This window comes from Nonomuraea sp. NPDC059194, assembly GCF_042754765.1.
Lineage (GTDB): Bacteria > Actinomycetota > Actinomycetes > Streptosporangiales > Streptosporangiaceae > Nonomuraea.
In genome coordinates this window covers 62033-78029 of sequence record NZ_JBHZBH010000013.1, presented here as the reverse complement: position 1 = coordinate 78029, position 15997 = coordinate 62033, and the positions used below count along the sequence as shown (strand labels likewise).

17 protein-coding genes and 1 pseudogene are annotated in these 15997 nt (G+C 68.9%); 5 read left to right on the top strand and 13 right to left on the bottom strand.

Going from position 1 to position 15997, the window contains the following annotated elements; all coding sequences use genetic code 11:
- Positions 1–2 precede the first annotated feature (2 nt).
- Positions 3–533: pseudogene (locus ACFXJ8_RS18060) on the top strand (LysR family transcriptional regulator); the annotation flags it as partial.
- 82 nt (positions 534–615) lie between these two features.
- Here the strand turns inward: ACFXJ8_RS18060 and ACFXJ8_RS18055 are convergent.
- Both ACFXJ8_RS18055 and ACFXJ8_RS18050 read right to left on the bottom strand, forming a co-directional pair.
- Positions 616–774: a hypothetical protein gene (locus ACFXJ8_RS18055; protein WP_379645147.1), complete on the bottom strand. Its 159-nt coding sequence runs from the start codon at positions 772–774 to the stop codon at positions 616–618.
- A 280-nt stretch (positions 775–1054) separates the two neighbouring features.
- Positions 1055–1621 carry a hypothetical protein gene (locus ACFXJ8_RS18050; RefSeq protein WP_379645033.1) on the bottom strand — a complete coding sequence of 189 codons (567 nt, stop codon included), beginning with the start codon at positions 1619–1621 and terminating at the stop codon, positions 1055–1057.
- Positions 1622–1710: 89 nt separating this feature from the next.
- Here ACFXJ8_RS18050 and ACFXJ8_RS18045 point away from each other — a divergent pair, with 89 nt between their 5' ends.
- Positions 1711–2352, top strand: a complete 642-nt coding sequence (locus ACFXJ8_RS18045) for a tetratricopeptide repeat protein (RefSeq protein WP_379645141.1) — start codon at positions 1711–1713, stop codon at positions 2350–2352.
- On the opposite strand, the gene ACFXJ8_RS18040 is transcribed toward ACFXJ8_RS18045, so the two are convergent.
- From ACFXJ8_RS18040 to ACFXJ8_RS18030, 3 genes are all read right to left on the bottom strand, one after another.
- The gene (locus tag ACFXJ8_RS18040) at positions 2333–2713 is read right to left on the bottom strand and encodes an alpha/beta fold hydrolase (protein ID WP_379645032.1); all 381 of its coding nucleotides are present in this window, start codon (positions 2711–2713) and stop codon (positions 2333–2335) included. The genes ACFXJ8_RS18045 and ACFXJ8_RS18040 overlap by 20 nt on opposite strands.
- A 186-nt stretch (positions 2714–2899) precedes the next feature.
- Positions 2900–3304, bottom strand: a complete 405-nt coding sequence (locus ACFXJ8_RS18035) for a hypothetical protein (RefSeq protein WP_379645031.1) — start codon at positions 3302–3304, stop codon at positions 2900–2902.
- A 50-nt stretch (positions 3305–3354) separates the two neighbouring features.
- On the bottom strand, positions 3355–4557 hold the full coding sequence (locus ACFXJ8_RS18030) for a cytochrome P450 (RefSeq protein WP_379645030.1): 1203 nt from the start codon (positions 4555–4557) through the stop codon (positions 3355–3357).
- A gap of 209 nt (positions 4558–4766) precedes the next feature.
- Between ACFXJ8_RS18030 and ACFXJ8_RS18025 the strand changes: the two genes are divergently transcribed.
- Complete coding sequence (locus ACFXJ8_RS18025; RefSeq protein WP_379645029.1) at positions 4767–7919, top strand: BTAD domain-containing putative transcriptional regulator; 3153 nt, start codon at positions 4767–4769, stop codon at positions 7917–7919.
- Here ACFXJ8_RS18025 and ACFXJ8_RS18020 read toward each other — a convergent pair.
- The gene (locus tag ACFXJ8_RS18020; RefSeq protein WP_379645028.1) at positions 7903–8652 is read right to left on the bottom strand and encodes an ABC transporter permease; all 750 of its coding nucleotides are present in this window, start codon (positions 8650–8652) and stop codon (positions 7903–7905) included. The genes ACFXJ8_RS18025 and ACFXJ8_RS18020 overlap by 17 nt on opposite strands.
- Positions 8649–9611 (bottom strand): ATP-binding cassette domain-containing protein, encoded by a 963-nt coding sequence (locus ACFXJ8_RS18015; protein WP_379645027.1) that lies wholly within the window; start codon positions 9609–9611, stop codon positions 8649–8651. Before ACFXJ8_RS18015 ends, ACFXJ8_RS18020 begins: the two co-directional genes overlap by 4 nt.
- 375 nt (positions 9612–9986) lie before the next feature.
- On the opposite strand from ACFXJ8_RS18015, the gene ACFXJ8_RS18010 reads away from it, so the two are divergent.
- Entirely contained in the window at positions 9987–11429 is a 1443-nt protein-coding gene (locus tag ACFXJ8_RS18010; RefSeq protein ID WP_379645026.1) for an MDR family MFS transporter, read from the top strand.
- A gap of 127 nt (positions 11430–11556) precedes the next feature.
- Here the strand turns inward: ACFXJ8_RS18010 and ACFXJ8_RS18005 are convergent, their stop codons facing one another.
- The 5 genes from ACFXJ8_RS18005 to ACFXJ8_RS17985 form a co-directional block, all read right to left on the bottom strand.
- A complete protein-coding gene (locus tag ACFXJ8_RS18005) occupies positions 11557–12432 on the bottom strand; it encodes an RNA polymerase sigma-70 factor (protein ID WP_379645025.1) in 876 nt (291 codons plus the stop codon).
- Positions 12433–12448: 16 nt separating this feature from the next.
- Positions 12449–13597: an NAD(P)/FAD-dependent oxidoreductase gene (locus ACFXJ8_RS18000; protein ID WP_379645024.1), complete on the bottom strand. Its 1149-nt coding sequence runs from the start codon at positions 13595–13597 to the stop codon at positions 12449–12451.
- Positions 13598–13656: 59 nt separating this feature from the next.
- Positions 13657–14124: a LysR substrate-binding domain-containing protein gene (locus ACFXJ8_RS17995; protein ID WP_379645023.1), complete on the bottom strand. Its 468-nt coding sequence runs from the start codon at positions 14122–14124 to the stop codon at positions 13657–13659.
- A gap of 90 nt (positions 14125–14214) precedes the next feature.
- Complete coding sequence (locus ACFXJ8_RS17990) at positions 14215–14694, bottom strand: hypothetical protein (protein ID WP_379645022.1); 480 nt, start codon at positions 14692–14694, stop codon at positions 14215–14217.
- 42 nt (positions 14695–14736) lie between these two features.
- The gene (locus tag ACFXJ8_RS17985) at positions 14737–15114 is read right to left on the bottom strand and encodes a hypothetical protein (protein ID WP_379645021.1); all 378 of its coding nucleotides are present in this window, start codon (positions 15112–15114) and stop codon (positions 14737–14739) included.
- Positions 15115–15283: 169 nt separating this feature from the next.
- Between ACFXJ8_RS17985 and ACFXJ8_RS17980 the strand changes: the two genes are divergently transcribed.
- Complete coding sequence (locus tag ACFXJ8_RS17980) at positions 15284–15457, top strand: hypothetical protein (protein WP_379645020.1); 174 nt, start codon at positions 15284–15286, stop codon at positions 15455–15457.
- A 24-nt stretch (positions 15458–15481) separates the two neighbouring features.
- Here the strand turns inward: ACFXJ8_RS17980 and ACFXJ8_RS17975 are convergent, their stop codons facing one another.
- Complete coding sequence (locus tag ACFXJ8_RS17975; RefSeq protein WP_379645019.1) at positions 15482–15988, bottom strand: DUF6933 domain-containing protein; 507 nt, start codon at positions 15986–15988, stop codon at positions 15482–15484.
- Between the last annotated feature and the right edge of the window lie 9 nt (positions 15989–15997).

Below are 15997 nucleotides of genomic sequence, written 5' to 3'. Positions count from 1 at the left end.
GTATGTCACTTCCTAAGCGGTTTCCACGTCTCCTCAACGGTCTCATTTCGTCTCAACAAGAAAAACGGCAAACTTCGCAACAGTGGTTAAGTCCCGTGTTAACGGTCGAACAGGGGTATCTCATGGAACAGCGCGATATCGAGATCTTCCTGGCGGCCGCCGAGGAGTTGCACTTCGGGCGGGCCGCCGAGCGGCTGAGGGTGTCGACGGCGCGGGTCAGCCAGACGGTCAAGAAGCTGGAACGCCTCATCGGCGCGCGGCTGTTCGACCGGACCACGCGCAGGGTGGCGCTGACCCCCGTGGGCGAACGCTTCCACGCCGGCCTGCGACCGGCCTACGAGCAGACGCAGCGGGCGATCGCCGACGCGATCGCCGCCGGACGGGGCATGGCCGGCATGCTGCGCGTCGGGATGCTGCCCAGCAACGCCTACGACCTGCGTCCCTTCTGGGAGGCCTTCCGCGCCCGTCACCCGCAATGGGGGCTCCAGATCCGCCACAGCCCCTTCGTCAACGCCTTTGCAACCCTTCGCACCAGGGACATCGACGTCCTGGTCGCCTGGCTCCCTGTCGAGGAGCCCGATCTCACCGTCACGCGTCCCCGCGCCGCCAGCGCTTTCATCGCGAAGACATGCTCTGGTGGCGCTTGCCGGGGTCTGGCTCGCCCGAGATGTAGACACTGGCCTGCTCGTTCAGCCACAACGGCGGCAGCCCCAGTTGCTCGGCCACCCGCGGCTCCTCCAGCACCACGCCGTGCGGCACGAACAACGCGTCCACATCGTGGCCTTACACCACACCACACCGCACCCCCTGTCCATTCGGTTCCCTCACGATGACGGTTACGTGCGCGATCGTGAGCCGATGGACAGGAGATGTCGTCCGCGTTGAGCACCTTGGCGATCCGGTCAGCCCCCAGTCCGGCGATCCGGAGCCGGAACAGCCGCGCCACCACGGCAGCGGCCGGTGGATCGAGAGCCAGCCGCTGCAGGCGTACGCCGCTTTCCGCCCGGTAGGGGTGGGGATGGGGTCCGGCGCCTACCAGCCGCACTGTCGAAGATCAACACTTTGGTGGATCTCCGCCGACCGCATGGAGGGCATCGATGTACCCGCCACCGACGTCGAACCGGGTGATGTCCGTTGTCTTGTTCGTGGAGTAGGTGAGTGCCCAGTCCGCAGCCGGCCCGATCTCCTGGAGACGCAATCGCTTCTTCCGGGTGACCCCGTGAGGGCGACCGATGTAGCAGATATGTGGGTCGATCTTCTCGATGTAGACAGCCATGAGAGGAAACGCCGCGGTCAGCGTCTCAATCAGTCCCGCGGTGGTATCAAGGTCGACCCCGGCCAGAGGCTGGACGCACTCCCCACGCAAGGCGAGGGCACGATGGGTCATGGTTGCACCTTTCCAGCCCGAACGCGTCGCGTACTTGATGTCGCGGAGACGTATGGCCGAGTGGCCGTCGAGTCGAAGTTCGTCGGAGATGGTGTGCAGCAGTACCCACTTGCGGCCGATGCCGACCACGTAGGCATCGAGCCGATCCCCACAGTCGATCTCACGGCTGACTCTCACAGGTTCGCCGGAACGTCTTGCTCTCTTCAAGTCCATGAGGGGCGTTCCTTTAGCCATGATCCGGATCGTCCCACAGGCAAGGCTCTGGCAGCGGCCCGGCGGCTCGCAGACCCGGCGGGTGAGGGCCGGGCGCTGACCGACCTGGGCTGGGTTCACCACGTGCAGGGCGGCCACCGGCTGGCAGTGGAGCATTTCGAGCAGGCCTTGGCCGCCTGCCGTACCGCCGACGACCGGCGCGGGCGCTGACCGGCCTGGGCAGCGTGCGAGTCGCCGCCGGTGACCACGAGGCGGCGCTCGCCGCCCTGCGCTGTGCCCTGGAGTTGTTTCGCGAGCTCGGCGACCGGTTCGGCGAGGCGGTGACCACGGACTACCTCGGCGTCGCGCACGAGCGGCTGGGCCGGTTCGCCGAGGCAGCCGGACTCCACCGGGAGGCGCTGGGGCTCTTTCGTACCATCGGCAGCCGGGGCGGCGAGGCGGACGCCCTGCACCATCTCGGCGTCGCCTGCCTGCGGCAAGGCCTGTCGGCGCAGGCGCGCGCGCACCACGGCGATGCACTGGAGCTGTACCGCCGCTTCGGCTACCGGCGCGGCGAGGCCAAGGCGCTCAACGGCCTGGCGGCGGTCGCGCTGGCGCTCGGCGAGTTCTGCGAGGCGGAACGCCTGTACGGCACCGCCCTCGACGTGGCCGTCGAGGTGGGCAACCGTGCGGAACAGTCACACGCCCGCGAGGGCCTTTCCGCTCTGGCGGGCAGGTCAGGACCGCCGTACGTCAGCCCGGACGGCCAGTGACGCCGTCAGCCGTGGCGCGTTCGGCGGTGACATCGGTGATGAAGGACGCGATCGCCGCGGCGCACTCGGGCGCGTGGGTCTCGAGCATGAGGTGGCCGCCGTCGTAGACGTGCATCTCGAGCCGGTCGAGCGTTCGCGCATAGCCCATGATCTCGGACAGGTCGAAGAACGGGTCGTGGCGGCCGGATGACTCGGGTGACCTCGGCCAGCGGCGAGAGTCGTGCCGGAAGGTGTGCGAGGCGCTCGGGAACCCGTGCAGCAGCAGCACGCAGGGCTTGTCCGCCGCGCCTGCCTCCCGGTAGAAGACCTCGATTCCGTCCACGTCGAGGCTGCGGTGGCGTGGCTTGTGGGTCGCCTGCATCTCACGATCTCCTTGGATGGTCTGCGCTGACACCCAGGTGAGCTGCTGCTGGGGCTGGTGACACCTACCCGAATGGGAGGCCTGCTCACGAGCCGAACCCGCGCTCGCGACCCGCCACGCCACCATGTCACCGGGGTCCGGAGTGGACCCCGGTGACGAGCTGTGGCTGCGCGGGTCGGCATCCCGTCAAGCGGCGTCGAGGGCTGCGGTGATCTTGCGGGCCATCTCGGCCATGGTGGGGCTGGGCTCGCCCTGGTGGGTGCGGGCGGCCGCTTCGATGGCGACGATGACGGTGCGACGGAAGTTGTCGGCCTCTGCCGGATTCTGCTGCTTGAGCAGGCTCATGGCCGTCGTCAGGGCCGGCAGCACCTGGTCGGCGAGTGCGGCCACGGACTTGCCGTACTTCACACCCTTGGGCGCCTTGGTGACCACGTGCCCGACCAGGCCGGTCGCGGAGGTCAGGGCGATGGAGCCGTGGGTGGCGACCTTGTGGGCCGAGCCGGCGGCACCCGCGGCGGACATCAGTGAGACGGCGCCCCACGCGGCGGTCCGCAGGGTGAGCTTGTCGTGGTCGGTAAGGGTGGTGGACATGGTGGTGCTCCTTTGCATCTGTTATGGAAATGGGTTGGTGCCAGGGGCGGTCAGGCGTCCCAGGTGACCGGGAGGCTCTTCACTCCGTAGATGTCGGCGGTCTCCGGGCGCAGGGCAACCTCTTCAGCCGGTACGGCCAGGCGCAGCGTGGGGAAGCGGTTGAACAGCGCGGGGAGCGCGACCCGCATCTCGACGCGGGCCAGCTGCTGACCCAGGCACAGGTGGATGCCGTGGCCGAAGGCCAGGTGCCCGCCGTCCTGCCTGCGCAGGTCGAGCACGTGGGGGTCGGTGAAGCGCTCGGGGTCGCGGTTGGCGGTGTTGTACGACAGGATGACCGTCGAGCCGGCTTTGATGGTCTTGCCGCCCAGCTCGACGTCCTCCAGCGCGACCCTCGCGAACTGCTTGGCAACGCTCAGATACCGCAGCAGCTCCTCCATTGCCCCGTCGGTGAGCGCGGGCTCGGCGCGCAGCGCCGCCAGCTGCTCCGGGTTCTGCAGCAGCGCGTAGGTGCCCAGCGCCAGCATGTTCGCGGTGGTGTCGAACCCGGCCGCCAGCAGGATCAGGGCGACACCCCGCAGCTCCTCATCGGTCAGGTCGCTGTCGGTGAGGTCGCTGAGCACGTCGTCGGTGGGGTTGGCGCGCTTGGCGGCCACCAGCTCCGCGAGGTACTGCTGGGTCGCGGTGTAGGCCGCGATCAGTTCCTCGTCGCTGACCTCCCCGCCGAGGAATGACTCGACCTGCTCCTGGAAGGAGCCCCGGTCCTCGTACGGCACGCCCAGCAGTTCGCAGATCACGATGGAGGGGATGGGCCTGGCGAACGCGGTCACCAGGTCCGTCGACGGCCCTGCCTTCTCCATGGCGTCCAGGTGGTCGGCGGTGATCTGCTCGATGCGCTCGGTGAGCTGTCGCATCCGCCGTACGGTGAACTTGCCCACCAGCGGTTTGCGGTAGCGGCTGTGCTGCGGCTCGTCCATGAGGAGGAACTCGCCGGGCGGCGCCGGAGGGACCTCGATGTCGCCAAGGTCGATGGTCGGGTGGTGGCGCATGAGCTCCTTGCGGGAGCTGAACCGCGAGTCGGCCAGGACCGACCTGACCAGGTCGTAGCCGGTGATCAGCCAGCCCTGATGTCCGTCGGGGAAGGGGTAGCGGCTGATCGGGCCGTGCTCGCGAGCCTGGATCAGCTCCTTGGGCGGGTCGAACGGACAGCCGGGCTGACGCGCCGTCGGCAGCGTCGTGACGGTGTGTTCTTTCATGCATCCACCATCGCCGACCGCTCTGATATCGGACCGTTGCCGTGCTGACGCGGCCGCTGACACGACACAGTCATCGGTCTGACCAGCAGCGCCGTCCTCGAATACGCCCCGCGAGACATCCGCATGGTGAGCGTCGTGATCGCCGAGGAGAGCCCGACCCCGCCGAGGCCGAAGCCGACCGGCTCGTAATGTCGCCACAGTTCGGCACAATGACTGATGTGCGAGTTGAATTGCTCGGGCCGTTCGAGGTCCGGAACGGCGATGGCGCCGTGGTGGAGGTTCCCGGGATTCGGCTGCGCGCGCTGCTGGCCGCACTCGCGCTCGAACCTGGCCGGATCGTCACGCGTGCGAGGCTGGTGGACTGGATCTGGGGGGAACGGCCGCCCGCGGACGAAGTGAATGCCGTGCAGGCGTTGGTGTCCAGGCTGCGCAGGGTGTTGCCGGACGGTGTGGTCGAGGCGGATTCCGGCGGGTACCGGCTGGCCGTGGCTCCTGATGCCGTGGACGTGTACCGGTTCGAGCAGCTGATAAACCAGGCCCGTGCCGCCGAGCCTGCGGCGCGGGCGGAGCTGCTGCGCTCGGCCCTGGCATTGTGGCGCGGTACGCCCATGGCGGACATAGCGCTGAAAGACAGCGATGCGTTCGACGCCGTGGTCGCGCGTCTGGACGAACTCTACGTTGCCGCGCTCGGGGATCGGGTGGATGCGGACATTCGCCTCGGCAATGGCTCGGAGATGGTCTCCGAGCTGACCGAACTGGTCGCCACGTACCCGCTGCGGGAGGGGTTCGTGGCGGCCTTGATGCGGGCGCTCGCCGAGGCGGGGCGCGGGAACGAGGCGTTGACCGTGTACCAGCGGACGCGCGAGCGGCTCGCTGAGGAGTTGGGCGTCGACCCGTCGGCCGAGCTCTCCGCGCTGCACACCGCGTTGCTGCGGGGCGAGCTGGGCGAGCGGGCGGACAACCGCAGGACGAACCTGCGCGCCGAGCTGACGAGTTTCGTCGGCAAGGACGGTGACGTCGGCGCGGTCGCCGGTCTGGCCATCAATCATCGGCTGGTCACCTTGACGGGGGCGGGTGGCTCCGGCAAGACAAGGCTGGCCACGGAGGCCGCGCGGACGATGCTCACCGAGCTGCCGGATGGGGCGTGGCTGGTCGAACTGGCCTCGGTGCAGGCAGAGGCTGACCTGGCGCAGGCCGCCCTCACCGCGATCGGCCTGCGTGACCAGGCGTTGCTCGGTGGTGCGCGGGGTGGGGAACCGGTGGATCGGCTCATCACCGCGATCCGGGAACGTGCGATCCTGCTGATCCTGGACAACTGCGAGCACGTGATCGAGGCGGCCGCGGCTTTCGCGGATCGGCTTCTGGGGGAGTGCCGCCGGCTGCGGATTGTGGCCACGAGCAGGGAGCCGCTCGGTATCACCGGGGAGGTGCTGTGGCAGGTCGAGCCACTCGCGCTGCCCGCGAAGGGAGCAGACCCCTCCGAGGTCGGGTCCTCGCCCGCGGTGCGGCTGCTGCGGGACCGCGCGGATCTGGTGCGCAAGGACATCGGCTCCGACGTACACACCTTGTCGGCCATGGCGCGGATCTGCCGGGCACTCGACGGGATGCCGCTGGCGATCGAACTGGCCGCGGCACGGCTGCGCACCATGTCCATCGATCAGCTGGCACATCGGCTCGATGACCGATTCCGGCTGTTGACCGGCGGCAGCCGTACAGCACTCTCCCGGCACAAGACGCTGCGCGCGGTCGTGGACTGGAGCTGGGATCTGCTGACCGAGGCCGAACGTGGCGTGCTGGGGCGACTCTCGGTGTTCTCCGGCGGGGCGAGCCTGGAAGCGGCCGAACGGGTGTGCGGGGACGAGGCGTTCGCCGGGGAGCCGGTGCTCGACCTGCTGACCGCGTTGATCGAGAAGTCGCTGCTGCTCGCCGACGGCGACGGCACGCCGCGCTACCGGATGCTCAACACCATCAGGGAGTACGCGGCGCAGCGGCTCGTCGAAGCCGGGGAAACCGAGCCGGCGCGCCGGGCGCACCTCGCCTATTTCACCGAGCTGGCCGAGACGGCCGATCCCCACCTGCGTACGGCCGAGCAGCTGAAGTGGCTGGCCACGCTCGAGGCCGAGCATGACAACATCGGTGCGGCCCTGCGCGGGGCGATCGCCGAGGGATGGGCCCAGGAGGCGATGCGGCTGGTCGCGGCCGTGGGCTGGTACTGGTTCCTCAGCGGGCACCGGGCCGAGGGCACCGAGTTGAGCATCGCGGCGGCCTCGCTGGACGGTGAGGTGTCCGATGAGGTGCGGGCGATGGCGTACACCATCGTGACAGTGTTCGTGACTTCCGGGGTCGGCGGCGATCAGTATCAGGCGCGGAAGTGGATCCAGGAGGCGCACCGGGTCACCCAGCACAGCGGGTTTCGCCACCCTATGCTGGGGTTCGTCGCGCCGCTGGAGCGCATGCTGCACGGGCCGACGGAGTTCCTGCCCGCCTTCGACCCGCTCATCGCCGACGACGATCCATGGGTGCGGGCGCAGGCCAGGCTCGCTCGTGGCCGGTTGCGACTCACACTCGGCGGCGACGAAACCGACGTGGACATCGACGCCGAAATCGCCCTTGCCGAGTTCCGGACGCTGGGTGACCGGTGGGGGATCGCGTTGGCGCTGGGCTTCCTGGGCGATCGGCTCGCCATGCTCGGCGAGTTCGCACGCGCGTGTGAGCACTACGAAGAGGCGGTTGTGGCGCTGACCGAGCTAGGGGCGACCGAGGATGTGGTCGGCCTGCGGGCGCGGCAGGCTCGGCTGTACTGGCTGCTCGCCGATGAGCGATCCAGCACGTCGGCCATGGCCGAAGCGCAGCGGTACGCGGACGGGATCGCCTGGCCGGACACGCTTGCCGAGCTCGCCCTTGCGAAGGCGGAGCAGGCGCGCTGGCGCGGCGAGCCGGACAAGGCACACCAGCACCTGGCCACGGTGCGGGCGATGCTGGACAACGACGAACGAATCGACGTGGTCCGCGCCAAGGCCATGGACATGTACGGCTACCTCACCGACGATCTCGAAAAGGCCCGCGCGTACCGGACCGAAGCGTTCCGCACGGCTACGGAGAAGGCGTTTCCACCGGTGCTCGCCGAGGTGTTGATCGGGATCGCGGATCTCGCGCTGCGCCAGGGGCAGTACGAGCAGGCCGTACGGCTTCTCGCGGCAAGCGACGGCGTGCGCGGCACACCGGATCGTTCGCAGCCGGACGCTTCCAGGATCGCCGCGGACACGCGAAATCGCCTCGGTGAAACCGTGTTCACCGAGGCGACCCGCGACGGCCGGCGGCGGGATTGGCGGGAGCTGGCCGAGATCACCCTCGCTTCGTGAACGTCGCGCGCGCCCACAGGTAGCCGATCAGCGCGAGCCCTGCACACCACGCGATCGCCGTGATGGCCGGGCCCGCCGACGGCGTGCCGCTCAGCAACCCGCGCAGGGTTTCGATGATCGGGGTGAACGGCTGGTACTCCGCGAACTGCCGCGCGCCAGGCCCCATCTTGTCGGCCGGCACGAACGCGCTGCTCAGGAAGGGAAGGAGCATCAGCGGGACAGCAGCGAGTCCCGCGCTCTCCGCCGACTTCGCCGCGAGACCGAACGCGACGGTCAGCCAGCCGATCGCCAATACCGTCAGGGTGATGATGCCGATCACGCCGAGCCACTGCGGGAAGCTCGCCGACGGCCGGAATCCCATCAGCAGCGCGACCCCGATGAGGAGCGCGATGGCCACCAGGCTCCGCAGCATGGTCGCGATCACGTGCGCGTTCAACACCGCGGCCCGTGACACGTCCATGACGCGAAGCCGGTTGATGAATCCGGTCGTCATGTCGGAGCTCACCGCGATCGCGGTGGGGCCGACCCCGTAGCAGATGGCCGTCAGGATCAACCCAGGGGTCGCGTAATCGGCGTAGTTGACGCCGACGCTGAACGCGTCGCCGAAGATGTAGACCATCAGGAACATCAGGAACATCGGCATGATGATGCCGTTGAACAGTGCCAGCGGATTTCGCATCGTGTGCCGGAAGTTGCGCCGCAACATGGTCGCGGAGTCTGAGATAGCACTCATCGTGCGTTGACCTCCTTGTTCTTGTGACCGGTGAGGTTCTTGTGACCGGTGAGGGCGAGGAAGACGTCATCCAGGTCCGGCGTGTGCACCGACAGTTCCTCGACGTCGATCGAATGCGCATCGAGCCGATCGAGCAGCGCGCGCAAGGACCGCACTCCGCCGTCGCCGGGAACCCGCAAGGCCAGGTCTTCGTCGTCCCTCGCGGACACGTTCAGGACCCGTGCCGCGACGTCGAGCTGGTGCCGGTCGGTGAACCGCAGCCGGACGTGGCTGCCGGGAACCCGGCGCTTGAGGTCGTCGGCGGTGCCCTCGGCGACCAGCCGGCCCTGATCGAGTACGGCGATGCGGTCGGCCAGCTCGTCGGCCTCCTCGAGGTACTGGGTGGTGAGGAAGATGGTCGTACCGTCGGCGACCAGTTCCCGGATGATCTCCCACATGGTGCGGCGGCTGCGCGGATCGAGTCCTGTCGTGGGCTCGTCCAGGAAGATGATCTGCGGCTCGCCGACCAGCGTCATGGCGAGGTCCAGCTTGCGGCGCATGCCGCCGGAGTAGGACGCCGCCGGTTTGCTCGCCGCTTCGACCAGCTCGAACCGGTCGAGCAACCGGGCGGCGATTCGTTTGCCCTCCGCCTTGGGCAGGTGCAGGAGATCCGCCATCATCAGCAGGTTCTCCTCGCCGGTGAGCAGGTTGTCCACCGAAGCGAACTGCCCGGTGACCCCGATCGCCGCGCGTACCGCCTTGGTTTCCGTGGCCACGTCGTGCCCGGCGACGACCACCTTCCCGGCGTCGGGGGTCAGCAGCGTGGTCAGCACGTTCACCGTCGTGGTCTTGCCGGCGCCGTTGGGCCCGAGCAGGGCGAAGATCGTGCCGGTCCGGACATCCAGATCGATGCCATCAAGCACGATCTTGTCTTTGTATGCCTTTCGCAGCCCCGAGGCCACAATGGCTGAAGCGTTCATGGGATCCACGATCGCCGACCGCTCTGATACCGGGCCGTTGCCGTGCTGACGCGGCCGCTGACACGGCTCCGCTGGGCCCGGCGCTCGATGCCCACTGTGCTTCCGGTCACTCTCCGCGAGCTGCCGACTGAGCGCTCCCATGGCGTGTGCGGGATGTTCGCCCAGGCCATGGGGCGGAACAGACCCCTCCTTTGCACGAAGATCGTCGCGAAAACCGGGTGACATTTCATCTCACGTACCGCAGTGTGGAGCGCGGTCGATGAGTTTTTGTCGGTGGCGTCCGGCAGTCTTTACATGGCCACGACCGCTCATGAGAGCGACGGCTGGGACACCAGCCATGACCACGTTATGCCCGACAACCCCGATTGAGGTGCCGTGCCCAGCCCGAAGCTCGACTCACCCGCCAAATCCGCGGCCGCCGTCTCAGGTCGCACCCCGGCCGTGATCCGGCTGCTCGTGCTCGCCACGTTCGTGGTCATCCTCAACGAGACGATCATGATCAATGCGATCCCGGGGTTGATGAGCGCGCTGCACATCACCGAGCAGACCGCGCAGTGGCTCTCGACCGCCTTCATGCTGACCATGGCCGCGGTCATCCCGATCACCGGGTGGTTCCTGCAGCGGGTGTCCACCCGAAGCGCGTACGCCACCGCGATGGGCTTGTTCCTGCTCGGTACGGCGTTGGCCGCCGTCGCGCCGTCGTTCGAGGTGCTGCTGGGCGCCCGCATCGTCCAGGCGTCAGGGACGGCCGTGATGATGCCGCTGCTGATGACCACGCTGATGCAGGTGGTGCCCGAGGCTGACCGGGGCAGGGTGATGGGCAACGTCACCCTGGCCATCTCGGTCGCGCCGGCGATGGGCCCGACGGTCTCCGGGGTGATCCTCCAGTTCGGGTCCTGGCGCCTGCTGTTCGCCGTGGTGCTCCCCATCGCCGCCGTGATCGCATGGCGCGGCCTGAAGCAGCTCGAGAACGTTGGAGTGCCCCAGTTCAGCACCATCGACTGGTTCAGCGTGGTAACCGCCGCGGCCGGCTTCGGCGGCCTGGTCTACGGGCTCAGCCAGTTCGAGGGCGGTGACGTCGGCGTCGCCGCCGCGATCGTGGCGGTCGGCCTGATCGCCATCGCCGTCTTCGTCGTCCGCCAGCTGAGGTTGCAGAAGCGCGGCGCGCCGCTGATGGACCTGCGTACCCTGCGCCACCGCACCTACACGGTCGCGCTGATCCTGATGTCGGTGTCCTTCATGGCGATGCTCGGCTCGATGATCTTGCTGCCGCTGTACCTGCAGAACGTCCGCGGACTCAGCGCCCTGCAGACCGGGCTCCTGGTGATGCCGGGCGGCCTTGCGATGGGGCTGCTCGGTCCGACCGTCGGCCGCCTGTTCGACCGGTTCGGCGGCCGGGTTCTGGTCATCCCGGGCGCGATCGGGATCATGCTCGCGCTCGCCGGCTTCACCCAGGTCACGATGACCATGCCGTACTGGCAGCTCCTCGGTCTGCACGCGCTGCTGATGGTGAGTCTGGCCGCGACCTTCACCCCGGTGTTCACTCTGGGGCTCGGCGCCGTTCCCCCGCACCTCTACTCCCACGGCAGCTCGATCCTGAGCACGCTGCAGCAGGTCTCGGCGGCCTTCGGCACCGCGCTCGTGATCACCGTGATGAGCGCGCGAGCCGATGCACTGAAGTCCGCGGGCGTCACCGAGGCACTCGCCAACCTCGACGGTATGCGGCTGGCCTTCATTCTCGGCGCGGTGCTGTCCGTGGCGGTGGTCATTACCGCCCTGCTCCTCCCGGCCCGGGCAGACCACGCCGGCGAGCACTAGGGGCACCGTTTGATGAAGCCCGCATGGTCCTCCTGCTCGGGCGGACCATGCCGGCTTGCAGACGCTGTCGTCGCTTCGGCTGGCCGCTCCGAAGAGCGACAGCGGCCGGATGCTCGGCGACATCTGATCATGCGGGTGACAGGCGCTCCAGCTTGTCGGGGTTGCCGATGGTGTGGATCGCGACGACCCGCCCGGCCTCGTCCAGGTCGACGGTCAGCACTGAGAGGACCCGTCCGCCGCCGGACACCAGCAGGCCGGGCCCGCCGTTGACGTCGACGATCTCGACGGTCATGTCCTCGATCGCCACCCCCTCGTACGGCCGCCGCGTCACCCCGACCAGCCAGGCCGCGACCTTGGCCGCGCCGTGCACCGGTCGGAACGCGGCGCGGACCTTCCCGCCGCCGTCGGTCCACAGGGTGACGTCGGGCGCCAGAACCTGCATGAGCTCGTTGATGTCACCGCCCAGGGCGGCGGCGTAGAACTTCTCCGTCGCCGCCCGCCGTACCGCGGCGTCGCCGTGCAGCCGCGGACGGCGGGCCCGCACGTGCTCACGGGAACGGTGGCCGAGCTGCCGCACCGAGGCCTCCGACCGGCCGAGGGCCTCGGCGATCTCCGAGAACGGGAAGCCGAACACCTCCTTCAGCACGAACACCGCCCGCTCCAGCGGGGTCAGCGTCTCCAGCACCACCAGCATGGCCATCGACACCGACTCGGCCAGCTCGACGTCCTCGGCGACATCCGGCCGGGTCAGGATCGGCTCCGGGAGCCACGGACCCACGTAGGTCTCCCGCTGGACCTGGGCCGACCGGAGCCGGTCCACCGCCAGATTGGTCGCGATCCTGACGAGGTACGCCTTCGGCTCGGCGACGTCGGCCCGGTCGACCGCCGACCAGCGCAGCCAGGCGTCCTGCACGACATCCTCGGCGTCGGCGACGCTGCCCAGCATCCGGTAGGCGACCGAGAACAGCAGGTTGCGGTGGTCTTCGAAGACGTGCTCATCCACGGCGGGCCATCATTCCTCATCGGGTGGCGCGCCCGCCACGCGACCAGACCGTCGCGCCGCCGTACCTCTTGAGCAGCCCGAAGGTCTTCCACGGGCTGGAGCTGACGAACTCCTTGTAGGCCACCGCCCACCTGCCCTTGAGGTAGAGCCCGCGCGGAGTGTCGTCGGGGCGGGTGAACTGGACGACCCCGTCGCGGCGGCCCAGGCTGATCGGCTGATGGATGTAGCCGAACCGGAACGGCTGGGGCTGCTTGCCCCTGACCTGGCGGGCGATCGAGGCGGCCGCGTGCGCGCCGGTGGGGATGCCGCTCTGGCAGGTGCCGTGGATGATCCCGTACGGCTGGCGCACCGCGGCCGCGTCGCCCACGGCGTACACCTCGGGGTGCGAGATCGACCGAAGCGTGGCGTCCACCACGATCCTGCCGCGCTCGTCGACGGTCAGGCCGGCGTCCGCGGCCAGCGGCGAGACCCGGACCCCGGTGGTCCACAGGCAGGCGTCGGCCTCGACCCACTCCCCGCCGGCCAGCTCGACCCCGCCGGGGAGCACCTTGGCGATCTCCACCCCGGACCTGACCTCGACGCCCAGCCGTACCAGGGCCGCGTGCAGGTAGGCGCGGGCCTTGGCGCCCATCATCGAGCCCGGCACGTCGCGGCTGAGCAGCACCACCCGCAGCCCCGGATGCGTCTCGGCGAGCTCGGCGGCCGACTCGACCCCCGTCAGGCCGCCGCCGCCGACCACCACGGTCCGCGCGCCGGCCAGCTGGGCGGCCAGTCGCCCGGCCTCGGCCGCGCTGTCGAGTGTGTAGGCGTGCTCGGCCACCCCGGGCACGGCCTCGGTGTCGGCGACGCTGCCCAGCGCGTAGACCAGCGTGTCGTAGGTCAGCGTCCGCTCCCCGTCCAGGCTGACCACGCGGGCCCCGGCATCGATCGCGGTCACCCAGCCCTGGACGAACGTGATCCCCGTGCCCTTCAGCAGGTCCGGGATCCGCAGGTCGGCCAGGTCCTGCCCGGCGGCCGTCTGGTGCAGCCGCAGCCGCTCGGTGAACCGGGTGATCGGGTTGACCAGCGTCACCTCCACACCCCGCCCGCGCGTACGGCCGGCCAGGGCCATGGCGGTGGTCATGCCGGTGTATCCCGCGCCCAGAATCACGATCCGCTGTGCCATCTGCCTCTGCCTTTCCTCGGTGTCTACCCTGAGACGGGACGCCTTCGGAAAACGTGACATCACATGACGAGGGTGCCCAGATCGCGGACGATCTGGGCCAGCGCGCGGACGGGCTCGGTCTCCGCGTCGCTGCGCCAGACCAGGACCCACCGTGCGGGCGGACTGTCGTGGATGGGCAGGTAGGCGATGTCGGGACGGGCGTGGTAGCGGGTGGCGTGGGCGCTCAGGGGCTGGACGGCCTCACCGACGCCGACGAGGGTGAAGATGTCCTCCAGGCTCACCACCGGCAGCGGACTGCGCTCGACCGGACGGCCTTTGGGCGTGGAGAAGGGCGTGAAGGCGTCCTCCCAGTACTCGGGAACGTTCCGGTGGCCGTTCACGCGCCCGTCCAGGACGGGGAAGTCGCCGAGCGTCTCGAGGGAGACCGTACCGAGGCGGGCCAGGTCGTGGTCGGGGGCCACCAGCAGCACCCGGGGCTCGGTGAAGACGACCGGGCCGCAACGACGACCTCCGCCACGTGGCGACACTGGCAGAGATCACGTCGTCGGTTGAGGCGATCGAGTGTTGCGCCCGGGTCTTTCCCGGTGAGGAGATCGGGCCGCGCGAACTCGCTGTCCTCAGGGACCTGTTCGACGCTGGATGATGTCGGCCTGTGTGAGGTCGAACCAATCGGGTGCGGTCTCGGCGAGCGTAGCCTCCGGCAGCGCGACGCCTGCCTCGCGGAGACGGCCGATCAGCTCTTGTGCCCACTGGTAGGCGGAGTCCTCGGCGCAGAAGGAGTAGACCATCGTGCTGTCGAGCTCGGTGGGGAGCGGCAGGGAGTGGAGCCCTTCGATGATGTCGACGCTCATCGTGACGGCGGCGTCGGTAGCGCCTGCCTGCGCTCGCCGTACGGCGTCGGCCAGGAACGGTTCGACGACCTCGGCGACGATTTCGTCGGCGACGTCGTAGGGCTGGACCCAACCCAGCCCCGGTTGGTGGCCGGTCCGTCCGGAGAACAGCTCACTGCCCAGCTCCATGACCGTGGTCTGGATGTCTCCGGCGAGTGCGGTGGGGATGCTCTCGGCTTCGTCACGCAGTTCGGGGTGGTTGGCCATGAGCTGGGTGAGGACGCGGATGGCCGGAATGAGCCAGGGCGGTCACAGGGAGTCCAATCCGAGCGGGGGAACGGTGACCTCACCGTCGGTGAACCGGCCGGCAGGTGTGTCGAGCAGGACGCGAACGTTCTTGTGGGCGAAGCCCACCACGGTGCCGGTCACGCCGTGCAGGTAGGAGGGGCGGATGCTGTGGTTGACCCGGACCCGGTCACCGATCTGGAAGGTGGCGAAGACCTGGCGTTCGCGGGCGTTGTGGCGTTCGTGCTGACGCTGGTTGACCGCGCGGGCGATCTCCGGGAGATGCTCGTCGAGATCGCCGCTGACGATGAGCCCGATCAGCGTGCGGATCTGCCACCGCACGTCTGCGGCGTGGTCGAGTTCGACATCCCTTCCGGGAAGATCATGCCGTTCGTCGTTCACAGGGTAAGGATGCCGCATCGGCAGTCGTAGGCTGACTTGTCACGTGGTGAGGTGTGGCCGGCGTTACCGGCGGGGGTTGAGAAGCTTCGGATCCTGGCCGAGGCGTGCGAGGGTACCAAGCGGATGCCGCTGGAGGAGCCGTTCCTGCGAGAGGCGTATGTGCTCGCGGGTGCGGATCCGCTCGACGCGGGTCACCCCGGTGGCTGAGGACGAGCGGGAGCAGGCGGCGGTGGACCTGGGGGTGGCGCTGGAGCGGCTGCGTGCCGTACACGGCTCGTATTGGGATCATGAGTGGCGGCGGGAGCATCACAGGTCGGGCCGTAGACCCGAGGATGACCTGTAGGAGACCCCCAGGATTTATCGCGGTTCAGCCATTCGCCGGTGTGATGGAGCGCAGGAACGCGTCGAACTCGCGATCGGGGCTGACGTGCCGCTTGTAGAGCGGACCACAGGGTACGCGGGCCAAGCGCCTCGCGAGTTCCGGCAGCTCCGAGGTGCCTTCGCGGTAGAACTCGGCAAGCCGAGCGAACTCCGTCATGACACCGGTGACGCTGCGGTTTGTAGTCTTGGCGAGCCGCTTTTCCCGCATCCGGTGCATCTCGTCGTCGATGATCGGCTGTGGAGCGCCGTGCATGGCGAGCACCGCGGCGACCGTGGAGGGGAACCTTTCGAGCAGAGTGGCGCCGGGCGCCAGCGGCATCAGCACGGGCAGGAGCGTCGGCTCGTTGACGAACAACGCGACCTGCGGCCGCCAGAACAGGACGGTGGCGTACCACCAAGAGTGTGCCGGGTTGCTCGGTCTCGTCGAGGTTGGGCGGGCCGACGCGGTCGAGGAACTTCTTGGTCGCGCGCACAACAAGCATCCGCTTATCATCTCGCGGCC